Below are 432 nucleotides of genomic sequence, written 5' to 3' on the forward strand. Positions count from 1 at the left end.
GCATCCACAAAGCGACTGGTTTTTCCCGAGATGGTCACTGCCGTGATGGTATCGCTGTTTACATCGTCAATGGCATTGATCTCAATGCTCGGCGTAAGCGGTAGCTGTGTATCGGTATGCGCACTGCCAGAATTACCCACTTCGTCTTTAAAACCTGCAATGGTCATTGGCATGTGAAGCTCACCTTGTGTTGAAGCAGGGACTACCACGCTGCCTGTCCATTGGTTTTGCGCATCGCTACCACTCCAAACAATGGCGTTGCCGCCTAAATCTGACGTTTTAGGCTCGGTCACCGCGCGGCTGAAATCAGCGGTGATACTGATGGTATCGCCCGCATCACCGTAGATTGGAGATAAGGTCACATTTTCAACAACCGGATTATTGATGTCGACGGTAAAGGTCGTTTGTTTTGATTGAGCCACCGCGTTGTGG

1 protein-coding gene is annotated in these 432 nt (G+C 50.5%); it reads right to left on the reverse strand.

The genetic code is table 11. The annotated features are described in order from the left end of the window. Window positions 1–432 (reverse strand): hypothetical protein (locus tag UA76_RS23825; RefSeq protein ID WP_047043462.1); only part of this gene is annotated, 432 nt, incomplete at both ends.

Origin of the sequence: Vibrio mexicanus (assembly GCF_001012815.1) — a bacterium.
In the GTDB taxonomy this organism is placed as follows: domain Bacteria; phylum Pseudomonadota; class Gammaproteobacteria; order Enterobacterales; family Vibrionaceae; genus Vibrio; species Vibrio mexicanus.